Below are 17,047 nucleotides of genomic sequence, written 5' to 3'. Positions count from 1 at the left end.
GGCCGGATAGTGTGGTAGTTTCTTAACCAACAGTCTCAACAATACGCACTGCCCCACCATCATCGACCAACTGATCCAAGCGAATCGACAAAATTTTCGAGGCTCCATCCGGATTCATTGTAACGCCATAGAGAGTTGAAGCCGCTTCTACAGTACCACGATTATGCGTCACCAACACAAATTGGGTGTGTTGGCTCATCTCCAGTAATTGTTCACGAAGTCGCACAACATTGGCTTCATCCAAGGCTGCGTCAACTTCGTCCATCACGCAAAACGGCGTAGGGTTAACTTTCAACAACGCAACCAGCAAAGCCACCGCCGTCAACGAACGCTCGCCGCCGGAGAGCAACGATAGCGGTTGGCGGCGCTTGCCTGGCGGCTGGGCAATAATATCAATCCCACTTTCGCTACTATTTGGATCGTTCAAAATCAATTGGGCTGTACCGCCGCCAAACAAGCGGGTAAAGGCTTGGCTAAATTCCTCAGCCACCGCGCTAAATGTTTGGGCAAAACGGCTATTCATAGCCGTTTCAAGCTCGTTAATCAACGCGCGCAGGCCATCAGCAGCGTGGCGAATATCACGCACTTGCTCGGTTAAGAATTGATGGCGCTCGCCAAGCTCAGCATATTCTTGCGGTGCAAGTGGGTTAATTGTGCCCATACGGCGTAATTTATTGCGCAATTGATCAATTTGCTCGTTGAGCGCTTGGGCAGAAAGTTCAGCTTGCTCAAATTCAGCAGTTTGGCGCAAATCCAACTGCTCAATATCGATATTTTCTTCGGCGCAACGCTCCCACACATGGTCGCGGCGGGTATTGGCGCTAGCTACTTGACTTTCTGCACGGCTGAGGCTCGCTTGGGCTTGCACAAAGGTTTGCGATGCTGCTCGTTCATGCTGCTCTGCTTGCTGCAAGGCAAGGTTAATTCGATTGAGCGCTGCGAGCAATGGCGCTTGTTCAGCGTTGGCGGCCTCACGTTGCGCGCTGGCCTGCTGACGACGCTCAGCTAAAACAACACTTTGAGCTTCAGTTAAGGCCAATTGCTCGGCCAATTCGTGTTGGCGTTGTTGATCATCACGGCTGCGGCGAACCAAGCCATCAATGACTTGCTGCTGATCGCGTTGGGCGCGTTGGGTCGCTTGCAAGGTTGCATCGCTCGACACAATCGCCGCGCGGGCGGCAGCAACCCGCTCTTCGCTAGCCCGACTAGCATCAGCCGCAGTTTCTGCCTGATCGCGAGCGGCGGCAACCAAGCGTTCATGCTCAGCAACAAGGCTTTGATGACGCTCAATTTCTGCTTGGCTCGCAGCGATTTGCTCGCCAAGGCTGGTTTGCTCTTGCTGCACGTTGGTGCTGCGTTGCGCTTGCCATTGATGCTCTTGCTCACTTTGCTGTAAGCCCCGTTGGCGTTGGGCCACGCTATCGCGGGCTTTTTCCATGGCACTACGATTGGTACGCCGCACGTGGTCTGCCTCGCGCACAGCTTTTTCAGCAGCGCCAATCGTATCAATTGCTTGTTTAAGGCTTTGTTCGTGGCTAGCAAGTTGATGTTGGGCGTTGGCAAGTTGGGCTGGTAATTCGCGCAATTCACGTTCGCGGCGCAGTGTGCCAGCCTCGCGAGTTTTGGCCCCGCCAGTCATGGCCCCCGATGAGCCAACTTGCTCGCCGCCAAGAGTCACAATCGTCCAACCGCCATCCAATTCGGCCAAAATTCGGCGCGCGGTGGCTAAATCTTCGACCACAATTGTGCGGCCAAGCAGGTACTGGACTGCGCGCTCATAGTTTTCTGCATAGTTGACCAACTCGCTGGCCATGCCCAACACACCTTTGGCTTGGGGGATGCGGCTTGGGCGCGGCGAGCGCAGGCTATCCAAGGGTAAGAAGGTAGCACGGCCTGCATCGCTGCGTTTGAGTTCGGCAATTGCTGCTTCTGCATCGTCCCATTGGGGCACGATAATATTTTGCAAACGTGCGCCCAAGGCTACTTCTAAGGCGGTTTCTAGCTCAGCAGGCACTTCGATAACGCTGGCAACCACGGCAAATTGACGTTGCTGTTTTTCGGCCCACTGCAACGCGGCGCGCACGCCAGTAAACATCCCAGCGCCAGCAGCGGCAGTTCGGCGCAAGGCATCCAAGCGGCTGTGCAATGCATCGGCTTCGCGGCGGGCGAAGGCTACAGCTTCTTCTTGCTCGCGGCGCAGATTGCGGGCTTCGAGCAAGCTTTTTTGGGCTGCTTCTTCATTGGCTTGGGCTTGGTTAAATGCTAGCTCTGCTTGTTGATACAACGATTGGGCTTGCTCGTGTTGAGTTTGGGCCTGCTGGATGCGCTCTTGGCTAGCGGCAAGTTTATGTTGATTAGCAGCTAATTCGTTGGCCAAGGCCTGCCAGCGCTCGTGTTGCAATTTGGCTCGTTGCTCGGCCTCATTTAAGGCTTTGCTTGCTTGCAAGGCTGCTGCTTCTGCTTGTTTAAGCGCCTGCTCTGCTTCACGACGGGCAGCAATTGTGGCTTGTTCGCCAGCTTCAATTGTACTCAGCGCTTGGCGTTGAGCCAGCAATGCAGCCTGAGCTTGAGCCGCTTGTTCGGCCAACTCAAGGGCACGGGCGTGAGCTTGGTTTTGCTCGTGCTCAAAGGTTTGTTGGCGTTCGTGGGCTTCATCACGGCGCGTAATCAAGGCTTGTTGGCGTTCGCTCAAGACCGCCCATTCACGTTCGATCGTTTCCCATTCACGTTCAAATTGGGCTAATTGCTGCTGTTGTTGCTCGACAACCTGCTGTTGGGCATCGCGCTGCTGGCGGAGTTCGCCAAGCTGATGTTCGCTTTGGCTATGCGCGGTTTGGGCTTGGGCTACTGCTTGTTCGGCAGCGGCAAATGTCGTTTCTGCTTGGGCAACCAAGCTTTGGGCTGCTTGCCACTGGCGACGATAGGCCACGAGCAAGGCTTGCTGCAATGCGGTTTCAATTTCATGCACTTGCTCAGCTTCGCGGGCTTGGCGGCGCAGCACCTTCAAACGTGGCTCAATCTCGGCCAAAGTGTCCAAGATACGGCCCAGATTCTCTTCGGTTTGTTTAAGCCGCCGTTCAGCCTCGGCGCGTTTGCTGACCGAAAGGCTAATCGAGGCCGCATCTTCAAACAAGCTGCGGCGCTCTTCGGGGCGTAAGGTCAGGGCTGCATCAACGAGTCCTTGATTAATCAGGGTATAACTTGAAGCCAAGGGCGAAGTAGCTTCTTGAATATCACGCAAACGAACTTTATTTTTATTCAAGAAATATTCGTTCTCGCCAGAACGAAACGAGCGCCGCATAATCGTCACTTCGTTGAAATCGAGCGGCAAGGTACGATCGGTGTTATCGATCGTCAAAGCAACCTCGGCCATGCCTTGGGCGGCGCGCTTACCCCCGCCACTGTAGATCAGGTCTTCGGTGCGACGGCAGCGCAAGGCCGAGAAACTTTGCTCGCCCAGCACCCAGCGAATTGCATCGGTTACGTTGGACTTGCCGCTGCCATTGGGGCCGACAATCGCCGTCACGCCCAAGGGAAACTCGATCACCGTGCGATTGGCAAAGGTTTTAAATCCCTGAATTTCAAGTCGTTTGAGATACATTCAAAGCCCTACTTTTTACGCTGTGGTCGGTGGTAACTGATGCTGCATGGTGACATAGGTTGGCTCGGTGTAGCCTTGGTGGCTATGATAGTCGGTAATCGTATAGCCAAGTTGTTGATACATGGCGATCAGGTTGGGCAAAGCTAAGCGCACGCCAATCTGAATGATCTGGCGACCTTCGGCCTGGGCAATTGCTTCGACCGCCGCCACCAACTGTTTGGCCAAGCCTTGGCCGCGATAGGCTGGCAACACCGATAAACGCCCGAGATACAACGTATCGTTGCCACGGCGTTCGTAGAGCACACAGCCAATTAATGCTTGGTTGGATTCCAGCACCAACACACCGCCATCGCCCATGCGCGCCCGAAACGTCTCGACTGTTTCCCAGCCAACGCTCGATGGCGGGTCAAGCAGCGTTTCATATTCAACAAAAGCTTGGCGAATTATTTCCAAAGCTTGGCCATGTTCATCAAAGCGAGCTTCACGAATTTGCATCGAACGATCCTCAATCCAAGGGGCTGGTGGTCGTGACAGAGGCCTATTATACCCGCAGCGGCAGGCTATTTTGCAACGCTAAAACAAAAAACTCAAGGGATTAGCCTTGAGTTGATTTGGTGGAGGTGAGGGGGATCGAACCCCTTACCTTCGCAATGCCATTGCGACGCTCTACCAAGTGAGCTACACCCCCATGTATTGGTGTTGTGTGTTTGTTCACAACGCGGGCGATTATAGCACAGACTGTTTTGGCTGTCAAATTTGATGAACCTATTGCAGATGGCGCTTTTTGGTTGATTTTGTCATTCCACTTGGATCGCCACCCTTCCGTCCCACCCTAGCGGGAAACGCAGGGGGTTTTCATACCCCTGCACCCCCAAATATGTATCCTGTGGATTGTTTTGTCAATCAATTTCACTTAAAGTAAATCAACTATCGTTCGTGTAATTCGTGGCTAAAAAAATCACCGTTGAGGGCTTTTTAGTTTTAATAAATGTACGTTGACAAATCAACTACACTCAGGTGAATTTAAATCATTGAATGGGAGTATGCACGTGTTTGATCAGCGTTGGCAGCAGTTGGCAAAAATTATTGTTCAGCATTCCTTAGAATTGCAACCAAACGATTTGTTGCGGATTCAAGGTGAGGCTATCGCCAAACCGTTGTTGTATGCGCTCTATCGCGAGGCGCTCCACGCAGGAGCCTTGATTATTCCCAAAATTATCGACCCAGTATTTAGCGAAATTTTGCTCAAAGCGGGCAGCGACGCTCAGCTGCAATTTATCCCCAGCACTTTAGCCCACGAAATCGAAACCATGACTGCTTGGTGCGATATTTACAGCGAAATCAACACCAAACAATTCAACCACATTGATCAGCAACGCCAGCAATTGGCAAGCAACGCTGCGAGTTCAGTCCAAGCGTTATTCAACACAAAAGCAGCCCAAAACCAGCTGCGCTGGTGCGATGTGCTGTATCCCACTCAGGCTTTTGCCCAAGATGCAGGCATGTCATTGTGGGATTTTGAGGATTTGCTGGTTAAATCCTATTTGCTCGATCAGCCTGATCCAGTCAAAGCATGGCAAACAATCCATCAGCAACAGCAAAAAATCACCGATTTTCTCAATACGTGTCACACAATTCGCATGCACGGGCCAGGAGTCGATTTGAGTTATCGCTGCGAAAATCGCATCTGGATTAATTGTGCTGGTAAGCGCAATCTGCCTGATGGCGAAGTATTTACCGCACCAATTGAAGATTCAGTCAATGGCCGATTAAGCATCAGCTACCCAAGCTTGTATCTGGGCAATCTGGTGAGCGGCATTCAACTGGTAATCGAAGATGGCAAAGTAACCCAAGCCAGCGCTGAACAAGGCCAAGATTTTCTGCACACAATGCTGGAGCTTGATGCAGGAGCACGCTATATTGGAGAAGTTGCCTTTGGCCTCAACCCAGGCATTAAACATCCAACTGGCCAAACAATTTTTGATGAAAAGATGGCTGGCACAATGCACCTCGCGCTGGGCAATGCCTATCCCGAATGCGGCGGCACAAACCAATCAACCCTGCACTGGGATTTAGTCTGCGATTTGCGTCAAGCAGAAGTCTACGCCAACGATGAATTATGTTATGTCAATGGTAAGTTTATCATCTAAATAGCATGAATTCACAAGGGAGATGTATGGATAGTTTTGAGCCATTACGAGCAGCAGGTCTGGATGTAACATTCTATCAATGGGATGAAGAAGAAGTTGCAGGTGTAATCCAATATGTCCAGCAACGGCACAGTCAAGATTATTCTATCCAAATACCGTATTTTTGGTATGCGAAGGTAACAAAGCCAAGCAATCATCCAACCTACAACCTATCGCAAGCCACAACCCAAGAGAAAATACCAAGACCATTAGATAGTCTTGTATCGAAAATTTCGCTCCAGATTGAAAATCACCAAGCGTGTAATTGGAAAATTTGGGATTATATTCCAGGTCCAGTGCATCATGAATTTTCTTGCTACTATTCATCACTTGATGCATTAGTGCCTGCGATTCTCAACTACTACTGTGGCGAGCCGACACGTATTGGTGATTGGGTCGTGCCATTAAATCGCCATCCTGAATTGAATCCAGCGCGAGTTGCGGCAATTATCGCCCGCGCGAGGCCAACAACCCTCGCACAGCTCGAACAACACCAAACCAACCATCATCAGAAACGGCAGGCTTACTGGAATCGGGGAATGTATGATTTTTTAGCTCGTCAAAATCCATTTCGAAAACAGTATCTTATTATCAAGCATCGGAGTGATCCTACGCGCCAACTCCATTTGCGCCGCGACTGTCGCGCAGCATGGGTTATTTGCCACAATCCTGCAATCTAGCTTCAATGAACAAATTTCTCATGCGCTTGGTGGTAAAAAAAAGCCCCTCTCTCGCTCGGCGGGAGAGGGGTTGGGGTGAGGGATAGTTAATTATGGCGCAACGCTACAGGCAACGCCATTCAAGTTGAAGCTGCTTGGCTTGGCATTCGTGCCGCTAAAGCTGGCTTGCATGCCAAAGCTCGCCGTGCCACCAGTTGCCAAATAGCCGTTCCAGTTGACGTTGGTCACATTAATTGATTGACCAACTTGGCTCAGATTACCATTCCACAAATTGCTAATTTGCTGATTGCCAGCGAATGTCCAAGCTAAATTCCAGCCATTAATCGCCGTACCATTATTTTTAATCGTGACATCGGCGGTAAAGCCAGTTGGCCACTGATTAGAAACGGTGTAGGTTACTTGGCAGCTGCCATTGGTTTGGGTTGGCACAACCGGCGTATTGCTTGGCACAGGCGTGGCGGTTGCTGGCCGTGGCGTTGCGGTTGGCACAATTGGCGTAGCGGTCGCGGTTGGGCCAATCGGCGTAGCCGTTGCCGGAATTGGCGTGGCGGTCGCTGGCCGTGGCGTAGCCGTTGCCGGAATTGGAGTTGCAGTTGCTGGAATTGGCGTGGCGGTTGGTGGCGTTACTGCACCAGCTTTTTCATCAAGATAGGCTGCAACCCAAGCCAACGGCGCATTCCAGTTAATCGTAATTTCGTTGGTTGACCACGACTCAATATGATCGACGAAACATTTTTGGGCTTTGCAACCAGGCAAGCCAATGCTTTGCGCATACGGGTCTTGCAAGGCCGAGTTTGGGCCACCAGAAACCGCACCAGCTGGCGGACGTGGAAAGCTTCCATTCGCCTGAAATGCCCAGAAACGGTGATGCGGATTTTGCAGTGGGTTTTCGCCATAGCCAGTAACATACGATTTATCCATGGCGTTGCGCCCAAGCAAATAATCCATACCTTGACTCATGGCATTGAGATAGCTCGCATTGCCAGTAAAATCGTGGGCCAAGCCAAGAATAATCCCATTATTCAAGACAAACGAGTTGGAACCCCACGGATAGCCAGTGCTTGGCGCACTCAACGGCGTGCCATAGCCTTGGCTTGAAACGTTATTGGCAAACACCGTAGCTGCGCTGGTGATTGCGTTACGCACGCCAGCCAATTCGCTGCTGTTGAAACCATTGGGCACAACGGCCAACGAAATTGTGCCCAACGCCTCGGTTGTGCCCCAAGTCATGGCTGGCTCACGGCTGCTATAGTCGCTCGGCAGATCTTGATAGTAGCTTGAGCTTTGCAAATAGCTCTTGTATTCAGCTTTGCCAGTGGTGATGTACAGCTCGCTGGCGGCCCAATAAAATTCGTCGCCAACTTGCGGGTCGCCATACGAACCGCCGCCAGTGCCATCGCTATCCAAAGCAATTATGTTGGGATTGGCGCGGGCAGCTGCCCAAGCGGTTTCGGCAGCACTCAACAAACGGGCAGAATAGGCTGGATCAAGCGAGCGCCAGATCCGCGAGCCTTGAGCCGCAGTTGCCGCCAAGTTCAAGGTTGCGGCGGTGCTTGGTGGCCGCAACACCCGATCTTGCGAATCTTGATCAGGCCGCAATGGAATGCCTGTCCAGTTGGCATCGTGCATTTTGTGATGCACCATGCCAGCGCGGGGCTGACCAGCAGGCACTTGCATGCGCAACATAAAATCCAATTCCCAGCGTGCTTCGTCGAGCAAATCGGCCACGCCATTGCCATTTTCAGGAATATTCATGCGGCCATCGCCAAAATCTGCTGCTGACGAACCAAAATATTGGTTGCGTTCATATTGATTGAGCAATGTCCAGACCGAAATCCCGCCATTGACCACATACTTGCCATGGTCGCCAGCATCGTACCAGCCACCAACCACATTCAACGAATAATTACAGCCAGTACCGCCAGCACAAGGCACATTCGTATCGCCACGGTTGGGAGCGATGCCAACATGGCCAGCAGGCCGTGTTAAATCATTGCGCCCAGCATAGGGCATGCTAATCGCAATCCCGCTGCGGTTATGGTAGAAATAGGCGAGTGCATCATATTTTAATTGGCGATAGACAGTCGAATTAATCTCAAATTGATGGCTGGTATTGCCTGCGGCAGCCAAGGTAAAGCTACTGCCCGTGCCAGTGTAGCCTGAAAAATCGATAATATGCAGCGTATCGCCGGAGCTAGCATCGTAGCCAAAAACCGTGGTATTGCCCGCAAGCACCGTCGCGCCTGAGCTATTGCGCAATTGCCAAGCCACCGGTGAGTTGCTGCTATTGACAAGGCTAGCGCGCTTAACTGCATTCGGCAAATAGCCATGTTGATTAACCCGAATCAGCGATGAGGCGGCGAGGGCAGCCGAGGGCAGATGCGCCGCAGCAGTATTTGAGGATTCGTGCTGAACAACGCCAAACACCGAGGAAATATTACCAAAAGCCACGCTAGCAGTCAGGGCAACTGTGCTACAAGCCGCTATCAGCGTGCGCGATCGTTTCCGCCGTTGGAAATGAAGCTTCATTTGGTCGATCCTTTTTTTGGGCTATTGCAACACACCGAGCTGCTGCAATAGTGCAACGTAAGCGATTAGAGCAGTATTTGGAATCGGTCTCACTACAATAAGCAGTCAAATGCCATTGCTAGCTGCTTGATTATGCCTAGTACTTGAGAGCGTTCCCAAATTTATTGAGGCAAAGATTAAATGATTTTTACAATCCTGTCAATGTTCTAGGGCTAAAATAGTTAGTTCATGCTAGAAGCAAAAAAGAACATAGAACATAGAGCATAGAACAGAGCAAAAGGATGAGGGATGAATTATGAAGGATGAAGTCCGAAAGAACATAGAGCATAGAGCATAGAACATAGGAGTAGGGATCAGGGATCGGGGGTCGGGGGCTGGCACGAATCTAATCTTCAACATCTGTGCCAATCTATGGCAAAAAATGGGGATCAGGGGTCGGGGACTGGGATCGGTTGGTTATCCTGTGCCTCCAGCCTATAGCCCATAGCCCCAGCTTCGTGCCCTTCGTGTCCTTCGTGGATCAAAAACTTAACCTTCGCGATCTTCGCGGTTTCTGCCCTTCGTGCCCTTCGTGTCCTTCGTGGATCAAACACAAGCCTTCGAGTGTTTCCATCTAATTCTTTCTATTTCTTAAAAATCATTGACTTTTAGCTCTGTTTCTTTATAATTTCACTGGAATTATAAAGAAACATCACGCTGTTGGATGAACGGGAGACCCATTGAAATGGAGCCACGCTGCTCCGCGCGTTTATAAGGGGGAAAATCCCATGGTACAACGCCGTATCCTACGTTTCGCGGTTGGTTGTTGTTCGTTATTAGTCGGCTTGGCTGCGTGGAATCAAGCGCATGCTCATGGTTCGTTGCAAACGCCAGTTAGCCGAACGTACGCGTGCTTTCTCGAAGGGCCAGAAACACCTGATACCGCCGCATGTCGCGCAGCAATCGAGCGCGGCGGAACTCAAGCACTCTACGATTGGAACGAGGTTAATATTGGCGATGCTGCTGGCCGCCATCGCAGCATTATTCCCGATGGCAAGTTGTGCAGCGCAGGCCGCGAAAAATATGCTGGCTTTGATCTAGCGCGCGGCGATTGGCCAGCAACGCCACTCAATTCAGGCAGTTCACTAAGCTTTTTGTACAAAGCCACCGCGCCGCATCGTGGCACATTTGATTTTTATCTCACGCGCACTGGCTATGACCCCAACCAACCACTCAAATGGTCGGATCTTGAGGCTACGCCATTCGCTTCGGTCACGAATCCAGCGTTGGTTAATGGCTCGTATGTGATCAATGCCACCTTGCCGAGCGGCAAAACAGGGCGGCATCTGATTTATGCAATTTGGCAGCGCTCGGATAGCCCAGAAGCATTTTATAGCTGCTCGGATGTGAGCTTTGGTGGCATCAACCCAACCAATGTGCTAAGCGCCACGCCCCGTCCGACCAATGTGCCAAGCGCCACGCCACGCCCAACCAGCACCAACGTCCCAACGATAACCACCGTGCCAACCAACACGCCAGTTGCGACCCCACGCCCAACCAACGTGCCAACCGCCACGCCCAATCCAAGCACACCCGCTTGGCAAGCGTACACCAGCTATGCCACTGGCGCAGGCGTGACCTACGCTGGCCACACCTACATCTGTCGTCAAGCCCATACCTCGTTGCCTGGCTGGGAGCCAGCGGCTGTGCCAGCATTATGGCAATTGATTAACTAAATTATTAAACAAACAGCGCCGCAGGTTGAGATTAACCTGCGGCGCTGTATTTAATTAATCAGCTAAAGGCCATAGTACCACTTGGCTGGTCACAATCATTGGCATTAATAGACCGCCACGTTGGGCATCGACATTAATATCAGCTGGCGCGCCAGTTGTGCCAACATACACAATCCGTTCGCTACCATCAGCCATTAATTGATGAACGCTAGCAGTTTGCCAGCTTGAAACTAACAAACTTTGATCTGCCAGCGCCACCAAGCCATCGTGCTGGCTCGCACTAGCCTTGCGATAGGGTTGCAGCGTACCATCAGCAGCCAATGCAAAAATCTCAACTGCTGTATCGTAGCGACAAACCAAAAGCGTGCCATCGGCAGCAATCGCCAAGCCATTGGGATTGCCAGCGTCAAGTTTGACGGCCAGCGCAACATTGCCCGCAGCGTCAATTTGGTAGATCGCAGCAGTTCTCGTGCTCGAAAAATCCTCGTTGACTCCCATATCGCTGACAAAAACGGTTCCATCAGCGCGCGCCACCAGATCATTTAAAAAACTGCTGCCGCTGATGGCAATCGTGCCTTTGAGCACTCCCGAAACGGGATCAAACAATCGCACCGTATCCAAATCGGCCACATACAAGGTATTATTGGCAATCGCCATGCCTTTGGGCGCATTTAATTCAAATTCAGCACTCGCGCCATCGATCCATTTGGCTTGTTTCAACGTGCCATCAGGATTCACGAGCGAGATATAGCCGTTATCATCGCGGCCAAATGGTGTACCATTAATATTCGAAACCAGATACAAATCGCTCAGCTGATTGTGGAGCATCGATTCTGGTTGGGCAAAGCCTTCGCTCAACGTGATGGCAGCCGTAGTTGCCAAACTTGGGGTCAGCGTTGGCGCAATAGTTGGCGCAAGCTGGCTAAGGGTTGTTGGCGTTGGCTGAATGTGGATTGGTGCAAGCGTCGTAGTCGGCGCTGCGCTACTGCCACAGCTGGCTAGCAGCACACAGAATAGAGCAATTAGAAAAATCCGCGCCATTGGAGCATTCCTTTCAGTAGATTGATCACGCCCGAATGCTACCAAGCCATCATGGTGTTAGTAAGACATGGAAATATCCTATGATAAAAAATCCTAGTGTTGCGCCAGCAAGCGCCAAGCAGAGCCAACGACGCAGTTTGTTGACTGATTTTCTGCGTGCTCGGCGGGCCAAAATTTCACCAACAAGCGTTGGTTTGCCGCATGGCGCACGTCGTCGCACGCCGGGCCTGCGCCGCGAAGAAGTTGCCTTGCTGGCTGGAGTCAGCGTCAGTTGGTATACCTGGTTTGAGCAAGGCCGCGAAATTCAAGTTTCGAGTGCTGTGCTCGAAAGTTTGGTGCGTGTATTGCAACTCGATGGCTATGAGCGCGAACACCTGTATGTTTTGGCTCGCGATAGCATTCACCCTTTGCCATGGCTGGGCCACGCAATCGATGCCGGCACTCAGCTCATGCTCGACATGCTTGATCCAGCGCCGGCTTATGTGATTAGCCCGTGTTGCACGGTGATTGCTTGGAACCAAGCGGCGCGGCTGGTTTTTGGCGATTGGCAGGCTAAAAGTATGCGTGAACGCAACCTACTTTGGATGACATTTAGTCAGCCAGGAGCACGTCATTTCTTTGCTGATTGGTTTGGCGAAACCCAGCGAGTGCTGGCATTTTTTCGTGCCAATAGCACCAAATATATCGACCACCCGATTGTGCAAGAGCTGATTGCCGATCTGCTGGCGATTAGCCCTGAGTTTTGCCAATTGTGGGCACAACACGACGTTGGCGGCATCACGATTGAGCGCAAAGAGCTACGCCATTGGGATTTGGGCAGTTTGGTGTTTCAGCCCAAAGTTTTGCAAATTCATAATGCTGATCAACAACAGCTGGTGGTGTATTTACCGTTGGCCGAAGCCCAAACCCGCGAGAAACTGGAATGCGCCTTGGCGAGCACGATCTAACATTCTGCTAACATATGCCAAGCCAAAAGTAGCGGATAATACTACTGCATTGTCATATCGAGATAGCCGCATGTTTGAACCGATCACCGCTGATCTTTATCGCATCCCGATTCCCGTGCCCTTGCCACTCAAATATGTTAATTGCTATTTGTTGCGCGCCGATCATGGCTGGGTCGTGATCGACACGGGCATGCGCTATGGGCAAGCAGAGCAAACCTGGCTCGAAACCTTTGAACGCTTGGGCATTGAATGGTCACAGATTAAGCAAATTATCGTAACCCACTATCATCCCGATCATTATGGGATGGCAGGCTGGATGGCCGAACGCAGCGGAGCCAGCGTTTGGATGTCGCCAACCGAGATTCAGAGCGTGCAACGGGCGTGGTTTCAACCCTTGCCAGATGCAGCCGATCGCTTGGCCGATTTTTTCGAACTGCATGGCATGCCCAACGATCTCAATCGCCAAATTTGGCAACACACGATGGATGCCAGCCAGTATGTTGATCCCAAGCCGGTGCTGCATCCACTCGCAATGGATCAGCCATTGCAGCTTGGTCAACGCTCGTGGCAATTGCTGCACGCACCGGGCCATGCTGACGGCCAATTATGTTTATACGATGCGGCAGATCAATTATTGATTGTGGCAGACCATGTGTTGGCCGATATTACGCCCAACATCAGCCTGTGGCCCGAAGCAAAACGCGATCCGTTGGCCGATTATTTGGCTTCGCTTGAGCAATTTGCCGCGCTCGATGTGCGTTTGGCATTGGCTGGGCATCGCAAGCCAATCGTGGCCTTTCGCGAACGCTGCCACGAAATTGCCCAACATCACAATCAGCGGCTAGATTTGATGCACGATTATGCAAGCACTGGCAAAACTGCCTTTGAAGTCTGCGAATTTGCCTTTGGTGTCAGCACGCTTTCGGCGCATCAGCTACGTTTTGCCATCACCGAAACCTTGGCCCATTTGGTCTATCTCGAAGGCCAAGGGCGGTTGCGCCGCGAACAACGGGCTAGACAGATTATCTTTCTTGATCAACACTAACGCCGATTCGCAACGTTTTTTGGAGGGTGTATGCGCTGGTGGAAAAAACTGAGCTTATTGGTGCTGGCAATGGCTTTGGTGGCCTGTGGCAACGCCGATGTTGATGCTGCCAAAGTGGCAAGCGACGGTGCAACCGCCTTTGAAAGTGTCAATAACTTTCACTTTAAACTGACGGTCAGCGACGGCGAAGCCGCACCATTGGGCGATATTATCATCATCGATGCTGATGGCAATAGCATTCGGCCCGATAAAATTCAGGCCAAAATCAAAGCCAAATTAGCAGGCGCACCAATCGCCGTCAATATCAATGGCATCATCATTGGAGCCGACGCTTGGATTACGCCAAACCCATTTAATGCAACGACCTATGAAAAATTGGCTGATACTGGCGGGCTTGAAACCTTTTCGCCAGCTAAAGGCATTAGCGACGTACTGCGCGGCCTGAAAAACCCAAGTTTTGTCGAAGAGGCAGAGATCGACGGCGTAGCGACCTATCATATCAGCGGCGAGGTCGATGCCCAAAGCGTCTCGGCCCTGACTGGTGGCGTTGCCGAAGCTGGCACAATTAAACTCGACCTGTGGATTGGCAAAGACGACAAATTATTACGTCAATTAGTTGCAGTTGGCCGTTTGGTCAGCAGCGAAAAAGAAACCATCAAGCGAACCTTGGTCGTTTCGCAATTCAACCAATCGATTACGATCACTCCACCACAATAGCCCAGCATTTCGTAGGCTGGTTCGTTATGTCGAACCACGATGCTATGGCTAGAGCAAACATGCAATCGCGAGGTATCCAAAACATGCTTGATCAACCATTAAACGATATATTTACAGGGTGGGCTGCGATGACTGAACACAATAGCGATCGCGTGGCTGATCGTTTTGGCATGCCACGCGCTGAACTCGACGAATTAGTCCATGGCTCGGTGGCTCAACTGGCGCAAAGCCACTACTACCATTATCTTGCGCGGCCCAAGCCACAGTTTGATGATGAGCTTGACGAGAACACCGCTGCGCCAAGCAAGCCCCGTCATGTTGTGCTGTTTCGCACGCCAGACGACGCGCTTTCGTTTGCCCAACGCATTCGCATCGGCGAAACGCCACGGGTGCGCTCAATTAGCCGCGAGCAGATGATTTGGCAAATGCTGAACGATGAAGCCATTGTGCGCGTGATTTTCTTTGAGCAACCACTCGAAGAATTGCCAACTGGCCTCAATTTGCAAACCTTGGCCGATTTGCCCGGCGCAATCGCCATCGAACGCAACGATGTATTGACCTCGCGCCAAATTTGACCCTTACCTATCTGGGTGTTAGAATCCAAATAGGCGGAATATTAAACGAGTAACGATTTTACTAAGAGCTACGAGTGTATCGTAGCTCTTATCGTATGCCATGCGTTACCCCAATGTGAGGTCGTATGTTAGTCGTCATGGATGCACACGCTACACCTGAGGATATTCAAGCTGTTTGTACGGTGATTGAGGATATGGGTTTGCAGGCTAACACCATGCCCGGCCCAACTCGCACCGCGATCGGAATCACTGGCAATCAAGGGGCGATTGCCGAAGCAGCCCGACTTAAGCTAATGCCAGGAGTGCGCGATGTCATTCGCGTCACCGCGCCCTATAAATTGGTCAGCCGCGAGTATCGCGAAGCAGACACGATTATTGAAATTAATGGCGTGCAAATTGGTGGCCCTTCGTTGGTCGTGATGGCTGGGCCATGTTCGATCGAAGGCCGCGAACAATTGCTGACCACTGCCGAAGCGGTTAAAGCCGCTGGCGCAACCATTTTGCGTGGTGGCGCATTCAAGCCGCGCACCTCGCCCTACAGCTTCCAAGGCATGGGCGAAGATGGGCTAAAACTCTTGGCCGAAGCCCGTGAACTCACCGGCATGCCCGTCATCACCGAAGTCATGGATACCGAGCAAGTCGATTTGGTGGCTGAATACGCCGATATTTTGCAGCTTGGCGCACGCAATATGCAAAATTTTGCCTTGCTCAAGCGTGTTGGCCGCACTCGCCGCCCAGTTATGCTCAAGCGCGGGCTTTCTTCAACTGTCAAAGATTGGCTGCTTTCCGCCGAATATATTATGGCCGAGGGCAATCAGGCGGTCATTTTGTGCGAACGTGGCATCCGCACCTTCGATGATCACTCACGCGGAACCTTTGATTTGAGCGTGGTTCCGGTGCTGCGCGAACTGACCCACTTGCCAATTATTGTTGACCCCAGCCATGCCACAGGCCGCTGGCAAAGCATCTTGCCGATGTCACGGGCTGGCATCGCCTCAGGCGCTGATGGCTTGATGATCGAAGTCCATCCTAATCCTGCCGAAGCCTGGTCGGATGGCGAGCAATCGCTCTTGCCCGAACGCTTTGTTGAATTGATGGAGCAAGTCGAGCGCATCGCCGATGCCATGGATCGGCCAATTCAAGGTCGCACGAAGGCGGCAGCAGTTTAATTAAATTCCCTCACCCCCAGCCCCTCGCCCACACAACGCGGGCGAGGGAGAACCACAGAATTAAAAGCCCCTCTCCTGTCGGACGGGAGAGGGGTTGGGGTGAGGGCAATCCTACCGTCCATAACGCATCAAGCGATCAGCGAGCGCTGGCAAAAAGCGCTGCACTTGGATTAAAAGTTTAACTTTGCCAATCGCCAACTGATAGGTATCATTGGTAAAACCCCGCCAAAACTCCTCAACCAAGGCCTCTGGGCTGATTTTGCCCTTGCCGCGCCCCGCCGTCATCGCCGTATCAACCAGCGGCGGAATAATTTCAAATACCCGCACCTGAGTTTGTTCTAGCTGCCAACGCAAGGCCTTGGTAAAAATATGAATCCCAGCTTTGGTTGCACAATAGATTGGTGCTTGTTGCTTGGGAACCAAGGCCAAACCAGATGAAACATTGATGATCGCCGCTGCTGGTTGTTGTTGGAGCTTGGGCAAAAAACGCTGAATCAAATCAATTGGCGCAGTTAAATTAATCGCAATTTCCTGATCGCGATCGACGTAGGCAGATTGCTGCTCAACTAAATCGCCATGATATTGCACCCCTGCATTATTGATCAGGATTGATATGGCAGGAACTTGATCGGCCAAGCGCTGACGCTCACTTGCTTGCGCTAAATCGGCCTGAATGGTGCTAATTGTTGGCTGCAAGGCCTTAAGTTCGGCCAATTTTTGCGCATCTCGGCCAACCGCAATCACCTGATTGCCTGCTTGGGCAAAGCGTAACGCCAAAGCCCGCCCTATTCCTGCTGCGCCGCCGGTAATCAACACTGTGTGGCCTGTGGTTTGCATCG

Annotated in this window: 13 protein-coding genes and 1 tRNA gene; 8 read left to right on the top strand and 6 right to left on the bottom strand. The window is 51.8% G+C overall.

Features of this window, described 5'->3' with window-relative positions; genetic code table 11:
• Positions 1–22: 22 nt before the first annotated feature.
• From smc to C5S61_RS17840, 3 genes are all read right to left on the bottom strand, one after another.
• Entirely contained in the window at positions 23–3,601 is a 3,579-nt protein-coding gene (gene smc / locus C5S61_RS17850; protein WP_110517078.1) for a chromosome segregation protein SMC, read from the bottom strand.
• A gap of 15 nt (positions 3,602–3,616) precedes the next feature.
• Positions 3,617–4,096 carry a GNAT family N-acetyltransferase gene (locus tag C5S61_RS17845; RefSeq protein ID WP_110517076.1) on the bottom strand — a complete coding sequence of 160 codons (480 nt, stop codon included), beginning with the start codon at positions 4,094–4,096 and terminating at the stop codon, positions 3,617–3,619.
• A gap of 117 nt (positions 4,097–4,213) precedes the next feature.
• Positions 4,214–4,289, bottom strand: a tRNA-Ala gene (locus C5S61_RS17840).
• Between the two features lie 355 nt (positions 4,290–4,644).
• On the opposite strand from C5S61_RS17840, the gene C5S61_RS17835 reads away from it, so the two are divergent.
• Together C5S61_RS17835 and C5S61_RS17830 are read left to right on the top strand one after the other, a co-directional pair.
• Positions 4,645–5,751: an aminopeptidase gene (locus C5S61_RS17835; protein ID WP_110517074.1), complete on the top strand. Its 1,107-nt coding sequence runs from the start codon at positions 4,645–4,647 to the stop codon at positions 5,749–5,751.
• A 26-nt stretch (positions 5,752–5,777) separates the two neighbouring features.
• Positions 5,778–6,470 carry a hypothetical protein gene (locus tag C5S61_RS17830; protein ID WP_110517072.1) on the top strand — a complete coding sequence of 231 codons (693 nt, stop codon included), beginning with the start codon at positions 5,778–5,780 and terminating at the stop codon, positions 6,468–6,470.
• A 90-nt stretch (positions 6,471–6,560) separates the two neighbouring features.
• On the opposite strand, the gene C5S61_RS17825 is transcribed toward C5S61_RS17830, so the two are convergent.
• A complete protein-coding gene (locus C5S61_RS17825; RefSeq protein ID WP_110517070.1) occupies positions 6,561–8,999 on the bottom strand; it encodes a glycoside hydrolase family 9 protein in 2,439 nt (812 codons plus the stop codon).
• A 767-nt stretch (positions 9,000–9,766) separates the two neighbouring features.
• Here C5S61_RS17825 and C5S61_RS27460 point away from each other — a divergent pair.
• A complete protein-coding gene (locus tag C5S61_RS27460; RefSeq protein ID WP_110517068.1) occupies positions 9,767–10,714 on the top strand; it encodes a lytic polysaccharide monooxygenase in 948 nt (315 codons plus the stop codon).
• A gap of 54 nt (positions 10,715–10,768) precedes the next feature.
• Here the strand turns inward: C5S61_RS27460 and C5S61_RS17815 are convergent, their stop codons facing one another.
• Positions 10,769–11,755 (bottom strand): SMP-30/gluconolactonase/LRE family protein, encoded by a 987-nt coding sequence (locus C5S61_RS17815; RefSeq protein WP_110517066.1) that lies wholly within the window; start codon positions 11,753–11,755, stop codon positions 10,769–10,771.
• Between the two features lie 80 nt (positions 11,756–11,835).
• Here C5S61_RS17815 and C5S61_RS17810 point away from each other — a divergent pair, with 80 nt between their 5' ends.
• The 5 genes from C5S61_RS17810 to aroF all read left to right on the top strand — a co-directional run bounded on the left by C5S61_RS17810 (position 11,836) and on the right by aroF (position 16,208).
• Positions 11,836–12,702: a helix-turn-helix transcriptional regulator gene (locus C5S61_RS17810; protein ID WP_164689607.1), complete on the top strand. Its 867-nt coding sequence runs from the start codon at positions 11,836–11,838 to the stop codon at positions 12,700–12,702.
• Between the two features lie 70 nt (positions 12,703–12,772).
• Positions 12,773–13,747, top strand: a complete 975-nt coding sequence (locus tag C5S61_RS17805; protein WP_164689605.1) for an MBL fold metallo-hydrolase — start codon at positions 12,773–12,775, stop codon at positions 13,745–13,747.
• A 30-nt stretch (positions 13,748–13,777) separates the two neighbouring features.
• Positions 13,778–14,464, top strand: a complete 687-nt coding sequence (locus C5S61_RS17800) for an LppX_LprAFG lipoprotein (RefSeq protein WP_110517060.1) — start codon at positions 13,778–13,780, stop codon at positions 14,462–14,464.
• 128 nt (positions 14,465–14,592) lie between these two features.
• Complete coding sequence (locus C5S61_RS17795; RefSeq protein WP_124033461.1) at positions 14,593–15,039, top strand: hypothetical protein; 447 nt, start codon at positions 14,593–14,595, stop codon at positions 15,037–15,039.
• Positions 15,040–15,164: 125 nt separating this feature from the next.
• On the top strand, positions 15,165–16,208 hold the full coding sequence (gene aroF / locus C5S61_RS17790; RefSeq protein ID WP_110517056.1) for a 3-deoxy-7-phosphoheptulonate synthase: 1,044 nt from the start codon (positions 15,165–15,167) through the stop codon (positions 16,206–16,208).
• 111 nt (positions 16,209–16,319) lie between these two features.
• On the opposite strand, the gene C5S61_RS17785 is transcribed toward aroF, so the two are convergent.
• On the bottom strand, positions 16,320–17,045 hold the full coding sequence (locus tag C5S61_RS17785) for an SDR family oxidoreductase (RefSeq protein WP_110517054.1): 726 nt from the start codon (positions 17,043–17,045) through the stop codon (positions 16,320–16,322).
• Between the last annotated feature and the right edge of the window lie 2 nt (positions 17,046–17,047).

It is taken from the genome of Herpetosiphon llansteffanensis, assembly GCF_003205875.1.
GTDB lineage: Bacteria > Chloroflexota > Chloroflexia > Chloroflexales > Herpetosiphonaceae > Herpetosiphon > Herpetosiphon llansteffanensis.
Note: the sequence above shows the minus strand (reverse complement) of the source record. Positions and strands in the feature narration are given on the sequence as shown.

Excerpts from the sequence above, each read along its gene's own strand:
- C5S61_RS17805 (WP_164689605.1), top strand. The coding sequence starts at position 12,773 with ATGTTTGAACCGATCACCGCTGATCTTTATCGCATCCCGATTCCCGTG.
- C5S61_RS17800 (WP_110517060.1), top strand. The coding sequence starts at position 13,778 with ATGCGCTGGTGGAAAAAACTGAGCTTATTGGTGCTGGCAATGGCTTTG.
- C5S61_RS17835 (WP_110517074.1), top strand. The coding sequence starts at position 4,645 with ATGCACGTGTTTGATCAGCGTTGGCAGCAGTTGGCAAAAATTATTGTT.
- C5S61_RS17795 (WP_124033461.1), top strand. The coding sequence starts at position 14,593 with ATGACTGAACACAATAGCGATCGCGTGGCTGATCGTTTTGGCATGCCA.
- smc (WP_110517078.1), bottom strand. The coding sequence starts at position 3,601 with ATGTATCTCAAACGACTTGAAATTCAGGGATTTAAAACCTTTGCCAAT.
- C5S61_RS17825 (WP_110517070.1), bottom strand. The coding sequence starts at position 8,999 with ATGAAGCTTCATTTCCAACGGCGGAAACGATCGCGCACGCTGATAGCG.
- C5S61_RS17845 (WP_110517076.1), bottom strand. The coding sequence starts at position 4,096 with ATGCAAATTCGTGAAGCTCGCTTTGATGAACATGGCCAAGCTTTGGAA.
- C5S61_RS17815 (WP_110517066.1), bottom strand. The coding sequence starts at position 11,755 with ATGGCGCGGATTTTTCTAATTGCTCTATTCTGTGTGCTGCTAGCCAGC.
- aroF (WP_110517056.1), top strand. The coding sequence starts at position 15,165 with ATGTTAGTCGTCATGGATGCACACGCTACACCTGAGGATATTCAAGCT.
- C5S61_RS27460 (WP_110517068.1), top strand. The coding sequence starts at position 9,767 with ATGGTACAACGCCGTATCCTACGTTTCGCGGTTGGTTGTTGTTCGTTA.
- C5S61_RS17830 (WP_110517072.1), top strand. The coding sequence starts at position 5,778 with ATGGATAGTTTTGAGCCATTACGAGCAGCAGGTCTGGATGTAACATTC.
- C5S61_RS17810 (WP_164689607.1), top strand. The coding sequence starts at position 11,836 with ATGATAAAAAATCCTAGTGTTGCGCCAGCAAGCGCCAAGCAGAGCCAA.
- C5S61_RS17785 (WP_110517054.1), bottom strand. The coding sequence starts at position 17,045 with ATGCAAACCACAGGCCACACAGTGTTGATTACCGGCGGCGCAGCAGGA.